This is a genomic window from Candidatus Frankia alpina (genome assembly GCF_902806485.1).
In the GTDB taxonomy this organism is placed as follows: Bacteria; Actinomycetota; Actinomycetes; order Frankiales; family Frankiaceae; genus Frankia; species Frankia alpina.
Genome location: NZ_CADCWT010000202.1, coordinates 1 through 8,803, shown reverse-complemented (window position 1 = coordinate 8,803; position 8,803 = coordinate 1). Strand labels below are relative to the sequence as shown.

9 protein-coding genes are annotated in these 8,803 nt (G+C 67.8%); 6 read left to right on the top strand and 3 right to left on the bottom strand.

What is annotated here, in order from left to right:
• On the bottom strand, positions 1 to 254 hold a 254-nt coding region (locus G6R25_RS18345), incomplete at its 3' end, for a WhiB family transcriptional regulator (RefSeq protein ID WP_163553960.1).
• Positions 255 to 471: 217 nt separating this feature from the next.
• Between G6R25_RS18345 and G6R25_RS18340 the strand changes: the two genes are divergently transcribed.
• Together G6R25_RS18340 and G6R25_RS18335 are read left to right on the top strand one after the other, a co-directional pair.
• On the top strand, positions 472 to 1,260 hold the full coding sequence (locus G6R25_RS18340; protein WP_163548259.1) for a GntR family transcriptional regulator: 789 nt from the start codon (positions 472 to 474) through the stop codon (positions 1,258 to 1,260).
• Positions 1,257 to 1,793 (top strand): GNAT family N-acetyltransferase, encoded by a 537-nt coding sequence (locus G6R25_RS18335; protein WP_163548260.1) that lies wholly within the window; start codon positions 1,257 to 1,259, stop codon positions 1,791 to 1,793. Before G6R25_RS18340 ends, G6R25_RS18335 begins: the two co-directional genes overlap by 4 nt.
• Positions 1,794 to 1,941: 148 nt before the next feature.
• Here G6R25_RS18335 and G6R25_RS18330 read toward each other — a convergent pair whose 3' ends face one another.
• Positions 1,942 to 2,157, bottom strand: coding sequence for a hypothetical protein (locus tag G6R25_RS18330; protein ID WP_163553959.1), 216 nt, complete (start codon positions 2,155 to 2,157; stop codon positions 1,942 to 1,944).
• 194 nt (positions 2,158 to 2,351) lie between these two features.
• Positions 2,352 to 3,131 (bottom strand): ParA family protein, encoded by a 780-nt coding sequence (locus G6R25_RS18325; protein WP_163548262.1) that lies wholly within the window; start codon positions 3,129 to 3,131, stop codon positions 2,352 to 2,354.
• Positions 3,132 to 4,658: 1,527 nt separating this feature from the next.
• On the opposite strand from G6R25_RS18325, the gene G6R25_RS18320 reads away from it, so the two are divergent.
• The 4 genes from G6R25_RS18320 (at position 4,659) to G6R25_RS18305 (ending at position 8,457) form a co-directional block, all read left to right on the top strand.
• The gene (locus tag G6R25_RS18320) at positions 4,659 to 5,870 is read left to right on the top strand and encodes an argininosuccinate synthase-related protein (RefSeq protein ID WP_205447232.1); all 1,212 of its coding nucleotides are present in this window, start codon (positions 4,659 to 4,661) and stop codon (positions 5,868 to 5,870) included.
• A 23-nt stretch (positions 5,871 to 5,893) separates the two neighbouring features.
• Complete coding sequence (locus G6R25_RS18315; protein ID WP_163553958.1) at positions 5,894 to 6,622, top strand: 2OG-Fe dioxygenase family protein; 729 nt, start codon at positions 5,894 to 5,896, stop codon at positions 6,620 to 6,622.
• 132 nt (positions 6,623 to 6,754) lie between these two features.
• On the top strand, positions 6,755 to 7,750 hold the full coding sequence (locus G6R25_RS18310) for a DMT family transporter (protein WP_235948973.1): 996 nt from the start codon (positions 6,755 to 6,757) through the stop codon (positions 7,748 to 7,750).
• A 101-nt stretch (positions 7,751 to 7,851) separates the two neighbouring features.
• Entirely contained in the window at positions 7,852 to 8,457 is a 606-nt protein-coding gene (locus G6R25_RS18305) for a recombinase family protein (RefSeq protein WP_136446618.1), read from the top strand.
• Positions 8,458 to 8,803: the final 346 nt, after the last annotated feature.

The following is an 8,803-nucleotide window of genomic DNA, read 5'->3' as shown; positions in this document are numbered from 1 at the left end:
ACACGAACACCGTCCGGCTCGACCAGGCCTTCACGGAGGCAGGGCGTGCGGACCGGGCATCCGGCGCACACCGTCCGCGCCTCGGCGGCCTGACGCTCCGCCGGGCCGGTGGTGCCCTCGGGGAAAAAGATCTCAGGGTCCACCTCGGGGTCAGCGCACGCGGCGGTGTGCCGCCACGACGGGACCGCGTGGGCCGAGGTAGCGACCGCGTGGGCCGAGGTAGCGGCGGATGGGGTTGGGGCAGGATTGCCCATGGGTCTGGACCTCCGGTCGTATCGGGGGTTCGGATCTGGCCCTGGCTGGTGCTCGAACACCAGCCAGGGCCGCTTGCGTTGCCCCCTCCGTCCATCCCATCTAGATGGTCTGGACAATGGCGACAGTGCCGAGAGTGGCACTGTCGCGCCACAGGGTCAAGGGGGTCGGGCTAGATTGTCTGGACAAACTCAGCCGTCAGCAGATAGGCAGGATGCTGTGAGCGCCCTACGCCGCACCTCGCGGCCCGTGTACCAGCAGATCGCCGATGAACTCCGTGACGCGATCAGCGGCGATGACATCGGGCCGGACGGACGGCTGCCTACCGAGGCCGAGCTGGTGGAGCGGTACGGCGTGACTCGCGGGACCGTCCGCCAGGCGCTGGCCGTCCTGGTGAACGAGGGCCTGGTCGTGTCGGACCGGCCGCGAGGCTACTTCGTCCGGCGGCGACGGCACATGACCTATCGGCCTCAGCAGGAGCTACTGGTCACCGACGGGGCGCCCGCCATGGACAGATTCCACCGGTCCGTAGCGGAGGAGGGGCGGACCCCCTCGCAGACCATCGACGTGTCGATCGTCGTGCCGCCGCGAGAGATCGCCACACGACTGCGTCTCAACGCTGGCGAGACAGCCGCCGTACGACGTCGTGTCAGGTCGATCGACGGCGAACCGTTCAACATCAACAACAGCTACTACCCGCTGTCGATCGTGCAGGGCAGTGAGATCGTGCTGCCGCACGACATCGCCCGGGGTGCGAACAGAGTCTTGGCCGAGCTGGGGCACCGCCAGGTCGGGCTACGTCATCATCTGATCTCCAGAATGCCGACCCCCAGCGAGCGGCATCGGCTCCAGCTCAGCCCTGGCACGCCTGTCACCGTCCACTACCTCACCGGCTACACGGCGGAGGGGATTCCAGTCCGGGCAGTAGAGAACGTCCTGCCGGGAGACCGTCACGAGGTCCTCATTGAGGACGGCCAGGTTCCCCCTGACAACGAGTCGTCCACGTGACCTACCGGATCCGTCGCGCGGGTCTGGCTGACGTCCCTGTGGTTCTGGACCTCGTGGCGGGCGCAACGGCCTGGCTGGCGATGCGCGGCTCGGACCAGTGGCAATACTCGCCGCGGGTAGACAGGATTGAGGGCAGCGCTGCTGCCGGGGAACTGTGGCTCGTCGACGATGCGGTCGGCCAGCCGATCGCGACCGTCACAGTTGATCGCAACGCCGATCCTGAGTTCTGGGACGAGAACGACGTTCCCGGAGACGCCCTCTACCTTCACCGCTTGGTGGTAGACCGGGTGGCTGCCGGCCGCCATCTGGGCGTCGCTGTACTCGATTGGGCGTCGCGGCGTGCGGCTGCGGCGGGAGTGCGCTGGCTCAGGCTCGATGCCTGGGCCTCGAACACCGATCTACACCGGTACTACACCGACCAGGGGTGGATCCACGTCAGGACGCTCACCCTTCCACATCGGGGTAGCGGCGCTCTTTTCCAACGACCCGCCGGCGAGCAGACCGGGTCAGGGCCTGAGATCGTCGAGAAATGATCGGCTTCACTTTGATCAGGCACGATGGCTGACTGGACGTTCTCCGCCGCCTCCGAACCAGGCGATCTATCGATCCCGAGGGCTGCGTCATTCGATGGCACCCTGCCATCGCAGCACCGTCATGGTGATGGCACATCGCCATCAGGGGTCAACGGCTGCGGAGGATGCGGCGGAGGTCGGCGGCCTGTTCCGGGTCGGCCCGGACGTATTCGAGGGCGTAGCGGACGACGTCGGCGATGGAGGCGGGATGGCCGTCGTCCTGGGCTGCACCGACCTCGGCGGCGATCCAGTCGTAGAGCTGCTGGGGGAGGTAGGTCGTGAGCTTGTGCCGGCCCGGAGGGGTGCGCCGTCGCGGTGACGTCACTGTGCCATCACTCTGCCCTCGCAGTGATGGCGCGGTAACGGCGGGCGGCTGCTCGGTGCGCTCGCCTCTCTTCTCTGCCTCGCCGGGTGTCTCGTCGGGCTGAACCCGGGGGATGGGTGCCGGCGGTGTTGGCCGCCGAGACGGCGGGTGGAACAGGTCGTTCAGGGCGCTGTCGGGAACGCCAGCCTTCGAGGTCATGACGCGGGCCGTCCGGCACGTCGGCGAAGCTCGACGGCGAGGGCACGGTAGTCCTCAGCGACTGGGGAGGTCGGTGCGGAGAGCGTGACCGGTCGGCGGTGGCCGGGTGCCTCGCGCAGGCGGACGTTGTCTCGGATCACGGTGGTCAGGACCTGCTCCCCCAGTTGGCTGTGCAGGGTGTCGATGAGCTGCCGTGCGATGCGGGTGCGGTCCACGCGGACGGGGAGCACCATCACCTCGGTCAGGCCGGGGTTGAGGCTGGCCCTGACCTTGTCGACGGTTTCGAGCAGGGCGGCGAGGCCCTTGACCGCGTGGATCCCCGCCTCGGTGGGGACCAGGACCTCGCCGGCCGCGACCAGCGCCGAGATGGAGATCAGACCGAGTGACGGCGGGCAGTCGAGCAGGATCACGTCCCACCGGCCGGGAGGCACGGCGGCCAGAGCCTGGCGGAGCACGGTCTCGGCTCCGACCGGCTCCCGGGCCATCGCGCGTTCCACCCCGGCGAGGTACCGCGTGGCCGGCACGATGGACAGCCCGTCCACCTCGGTCGGGACGGCGAGGTCGGTCAGTGTCGGTGCGTCCGGGGCCGCGGTGAGCAGGTCGTAGAGGCCGTCGTTCTCCTCGGCTCGCAGCCAGTCGGTGGCATTGCGTTGGGCGTCCAGATCGATCGCGAGGACCGGCACGCCGGCCTCGGCCAGGGCTGCGCCCAGGTTGACGGTCGTCGAGGTCTTCCCGACTCCGCCTTTCTGGTTCGCGATCGCGATGGTTCGGGCCATGCGTCTCCTCCGTGCCGTCGCTGTGCCATCACGGTGACGGTCATGCGCCATTGGTGGGCCATCGCGTCGATGGCGATCCGATGGTGTCGCACGGTGAGAACCAGGACCAGCACCAGGCTCCGAAGCGCCATCGGAGTGCCATCACGTTGATGGCACAGTGCCGTCAGTCCGGGGGCGTTTTCTCGCCATCAGGCCAGTCTGGGCGCAGGGTGACGTGCTGCTCCACATGACCACCGGGCGGGACGGTCGCGCTCTGGGACACGACACCGCCAGACGGCGGGTGCACGGTCTGCGCGGAGTGCAGGGGAGCAGGGGCCCGCCTCCAGCTCGACGTGGGTCTCGGCCTCGGCTCGCAGAGCAGGCATCCGGATCGTCTGGCGTATCCCCGTGGAGGTCACCACCCGCATGACGGTCTCGTGGTAATGGCGGGCGGCCAGCGGCGCGGCGCCGGTGTCGTCGGGGCGCCACCACGCGACCACCAGGACCTGGCGGCAGGTCTCGCAGGTGACTTGCCCTGCCGTCCAGAGTTCCATGTTGTCCTCGACGACGCCGTCCCGGTTGTCCACGTCTCGGATGATGCCCCTACCTGCTCACCCCGGCGCCATGCCGCCGCCCGCAGGATCACCGACAGGCTCACAGAACGCCGTCACTGTGCCATCACAGAACCGTTGTAGTGATGGCAGAACAGCGGCAATGCGATTGCATCGGATCATGCTCGCCTGGTGCTGGGGCCTGGGATGCACCGGGATTATCAGACCCCACAACGGCCACCGGCCGGCGGCCACCGCGGCCCGCCCGGGTCCGATCCGGTGCGCCCCTGGGGCGTGCCGGCCGACAGACCCCCGCCGCCGCCGGTGCACCGCGACCCGTGCACCGCGGGCAACCGGTGTGCAGGCGCTGTGCACGACCCCGCCCGTGCACAGCCCTACGCGCGCACGCGCGCGCCTGCGCGCATGCCCCGCGGCGTGCACCCACTGCACACACCGGGCAACCCGTCAGGCAACCTGCGCTCCCCGTGCGCCTGGCGCTCGTTGTTGGCCCCGGCACTCCCGATTGGCCCCGCCGCTCCCGCCGACCCGCCGGCGCTCCGAACGGCCGACGCGCCCGGCCGGGGTGCCGAGCGCAGCGAGGCGGGCCCCCGGACCGGCGCGCGGCGGACCCGTTCGGCGCGGCGCCGTGCGCCGCGCGGGGCGGCCCTTGAAACCGTGAAGAAAGTCCGCGACAGCACACCCGCGAGGCGTCGAAAACGCGCGTTGTCGACGCCTCGCCAGACTCCCTACGCCACTCCCTGCGCCGCTCCTCACCGTGGCGAGGGCCTGGCGGCCATCGGCCCAGCTCACCCGGGCTGAGCAACCCGCCCGTGCCCGTCCGACATGTCTTTACCGCGGGTGCGTGTCCGGCCTTCCCCGGCGACCCGACACCGCCGCGGTCCGGCAAGGACTGGCCGGCGGCGACGGTCGCGGTAGCGGCCCACCCGGGGGGGTCCCCGTAGTAATCGCCGATAAAACAACGAATAATCGCTTGCCTATGGCGGACTACATGCATACACCTCCCATCCGTTCGTTCCATCAGATCGAGAGCGGGATAGACCCGGCTGTTCCGATCGTGACGCTGTTCAGCGGTGGCCTCGACAGCTCCTACCTCCTGTTGCGTCTACGACAAGTGGGCCTGACAGACATCCACGCGGTCAGTGTCGACCTGGGTGAGGACGAGTCGAGCGCCTACAAGCAGCAGATCGCCGACGCCCTCGGCATGAAGCTTCACGTCCTTGACCGTCGGCAAGAGTTCGCCGCCTCCTTCGTTGCCCCCGCAATCGCCGCACAGGCGGTGTACTTGGGAGTTCACCCGGTCAGCTCGACCCTGAGCCGGCCCCTCATCGCGCAGTCAGCGGTCGAACTCGCCGCGACCCTCGGAGCCCAAGCGATCATCCACACCGCCAACCGCTCCCAGAACACGCTGCGCAGGCTCAACGGCGCCCTGAGCCTGCTGGGCTATCAGGGCTTGTACGGCAGTCCATACGACCTCGACCCGGTCGACCGCGAGGACAAGCTTCGCGCACTCCAGGCCGCCGGCGTTGACCTCCTGGACGGGCGTGTGGTCAGCGGCGACTCAAACCTATGGTGCCGCGAGTTCGAGTCCGGAATCCTCGATGACCCCGAGGAACACGCCGTCCCGGACAGCATGTACCGCTGGAGCGCCCTGGACACCCAGGCCGCTCCGCGCAGCCTTACCGTGTCCTTCGAGGCAGGGCGTCCAGTCGCCGTCGACGGAGAGCGGCTTCCCTTGGTGGAACTGATCGCTGGACTCAATGACAACGTCGGCCAGTACGGGCTTGGCCGGTACTCCGGCCTTGAGCACCTGGACCACGGCGAGAAGGTACTTGAGATCCGCGAGATGCCCGCAGCCTGGTTGCTGCTGGGGTCCTACCGGCATGTCGAGACCGCATGCCTGGATGCCGAGCTGATGCGCGAGAAGCAGCATCTGGAGCAGATCTGGGTACGCGAAGCGCTCGAAGGCCGTTGGTTTGGAGAACTCCGTCTCGCGGCACAGCAGTTCATCGACGTCTGCGCCGGGCAGACGACCGGATCGGTCACCTGGCAGCTACATGTGGGGGGTGGGGAAACGCGCGCCATCGTCGCACCCCGGCCCCGCTATCTCCGTGACAGGGAGAGGTGGGAGGCGCAGTCCATAGCCCTCGAAGCCGCCCCGTACAGCGCGCCCCTGCCTCCCCTTGTCTGACCCCCTGACCGAAAGGCATTACCGTGTCCGACACCACCGCTGTGACCCCTGACGTCGCAGCCACCGTGAAGGCGCTCTCCACCCATGGCGGTCATCTCCTGCCCGCGGAGGAGCTCTCCCAGATCATCAAGGTCAGCCCCGCCGACTGGGCGCGCTTCGCACGAAACTGGGAGGCCCTCAGACTCGATACGTACATGGCGGACGGCGGCACCTACCGTCACCGCCGGTACGGGCAGTACGAGCTGGATCCGAGCTCGGGTCAACTCACCCTCTTGCCACATGAGCCGTACCGGCAGGAGAGCCACATCAACGCGCTGAACGGCGGTGTCGACCGGCTCTTCGAGCCTCTCACCGGCGCCTTCGTCAATGACCCCCTGCTGCACGAGCTGCTGGTCACCCTCGGCAGGACCTTCAGCGCTGTCGACGGCACTCAGCGGTGGAACATCAAGCTCCACCCCTATCGGATCACCGCTGGCGCCGAGGCAGGACAGCCCGCGCCGGAGGGACGCCACCGCGATGGCGTCACCTTCATCACCTCCCTGCTCATCAACCGGCTCAACGTCACAGGCGGCGAGAGCTCGGTCTACAGCAATGACGGCGAACACCTGCTGACCACCACCCTCGCCGAGCCTGGAGACCTCCTGCTCGGCGACGACCAGCGCACCCTGCACTCGGTGACCCCGATCCACCCCCTCGACAGTGGCGCCCCCGCCCACCGCGACGTCCTGGTGATCGCCTACACCGCTCGCTGATCCCCCTACGGTGAGTTGCGGCCGATCTGGCACACGATCGGCCGCAACTCACCACGCCTTCTCACCTCAGGGAATGCCATGTCTACTCAGCTCAGTTCCCGCAGAGCGTGGCTGATCGATGCACCCGTGCTGATGATCGCCGTGGTCTGGGGCTCCAGTTATCTGGCAACCAAAGAGATCACCAGTGGTGCCACCGTCATCGCCATCCTCCTGCTGCGGTTCCTCCTCGCCATCCCCCTGCTCGGCATCGCGGCCCGCCGCAAAATTCGCGGCCTGACCCCACGCGAGCTGAGCGGCGGGCTCATCCTGGGCCTCATCCTCACCGCCATCTTCCTGCTGGAGACTTACGGCGTCGTCCACACCTCGGCAACCAACGCAGGGCTGATCATCAGCCTCACCCTGATCTTCACCCCGCTCGCCGAAAGCGGACTCAGTCGTGCCCTGCCCAGTCGGGCCTTCCTCGCCGCGGCGACCCTATCCGTGCTCGGCGTCGTCATGCTCACCCAAGGCGCCGGCTTCACCACGCCCTCACTCGGCGACCTGCTGATGCTCCTCGCCGCACTCGCACGCACCGCCAACGTCCTGGTCATCCACAGACTTCCTGCCGTGCGGTCGACAGATGACGGTGCCCTGACCTTCATGCAGCTGAGTACAGCGGTCATAGTCTTCTCGCTGCTGTCACCGTTTGTCGGGACCACACCTTGGCACCTCGCCAGCACACTCACCGGCGCGCAGTGGCTCAACGTGCTCTATCTGTCCCTCATGTGCACCCTCTTCGCCTTCTTCGTTCAGCTATGGGCAGTACGGCGGACCTCGCCCTCCCGAATCAGCTTGCTCCTGGGCACCGAACCGCTGTGGGCCGCAGTCGTGGGTATTGCCTTCGGCGGAGACCAACCCGGGTTCTTGGGATACTTCGGCGCCGCACTTATCCTGATCGGTAGCTTCTGGGGCCGCCGAGCAGTCGGCCACGCCGGGACCAGCCCGCCCCCCTGGCACCAAACCGACCCACGACGCCGTGACGACGGAAGGGCGGACAGCACTCGGAGCTTCCTGAGCCGGAACCTCCGGACTGCCGCCTTGCCCGCCTGTGTCACAAGCATGGATATGACACAGGGGCAGGACCGTTGAACCGTGACCACGTTTCCGCAGGTCGGCCAGTGTCAGAACTCAGTGTCATAAGTCTTGGTCAAAACCCGCGCCACAGCGTCAAGTTCTGACACTGTGGGCGGATGGATCTTGCCTATGCCCGCGTCAGTACGACCGCTCAGGACCTCGACCGGCAGATCGATGCGCTTCGCGACGCCGGTATTGCCGAGGAACACATCTACGTCGACAAGCGCACCGGCGCGAACATGGACCGCGAGGGCCTGACCGCGCTACTCGGCTTCGCGCGGCCAGGCGACCGGATCAACGTGCTCACCCTGGACCGGCTCGGCCGGAACATGCGCGAGACCCTGAACCTCGTGCACGACCTCACCGAGCGCGGTGTCTTCCTGCGCACGCTCGGCGATAAACTTGCTGTGGACACCAGCGCGCCTGGCCCCGGGACGGACATGGCCATCGCGCTGCTGGCGATGTTCGCGCAGATGGAACGGATCTACATGCTGGAGCGTGCCGCCGGCGCCCGCGCCGCCAAGGAAGCCCGCGGATTGCCGACCGGACGGCCCGCGAAGCTCAACGCGACCACCCGCGCCGGAGCCGCCCAACGGATCAAGGACGGCGCGATCCCCGAACAAGTCGCCGCAGAACTCGGCGTCAGCCGCTCCACGCTCTACCGGGAACTGCGCAAGCATCGTGAAGGCGCCTCTGCCGGACCTATCGGTCAGGAAGGCTGATCAACGAGCCAGGCCACATCCGTGCAGGTCAGCGATATTCGTTGTTTTTTCGGCGATTGCTACGGGGACCCCGGGGGGACCGCCGAGATACGGCAGAAAGAGGCAACGGAGGACCGTAGCCCCGGTGGCGGGACATATAGGGGTCGCTGGGTAGCCTGTCGATCACTGTCGGGGGTGCGGGGTGGTCGGTGGCGTCGATCGAGCGGACGGCGTATCCGCGGTTCACGCGGACGGTGTCGTCGCGGGAGCTGCGGGACGCGTTCACGCTGAGCGGGGACGAGGACGAACGCAGTGAGCCTTTCCCGGTAACGTTTTGTCGCTTTGCGTGACATCAATGTGGTGTTGG

Bases quoted from the DNA above. Each gene is read 5' to 3' on its own strand.
- G6R25_RS18305 (WP_136446618.1), top strand. From the start codon at position 7,852: ATGGATCTTGCCTATGCCCGCGTCAGTACGACCGCTCAGGACCTCGAC.
- G6R25_RS18325 (WP_163548262.1), bottom strand. From the start codon at position 3,131: ATGGCCCGAACCATCGCGATCGCGAACCAGAAAGGCGGAGTCGGGAAG.
- G6R25_RS18320 (WP_205447232.1), top strand. From the start codon at position 4,659: ATGGCGGACTACATGCATACACCTCCCATCCGTTCGTTCCATCAGATC.
- G6R25_RS18310 (WP_235948973.1), top strand. From the start codon at position 6,755: ATGATCGCCGTGGTCTGGGGCTCCAGTTATCTGGCAACCAAAGAGATC.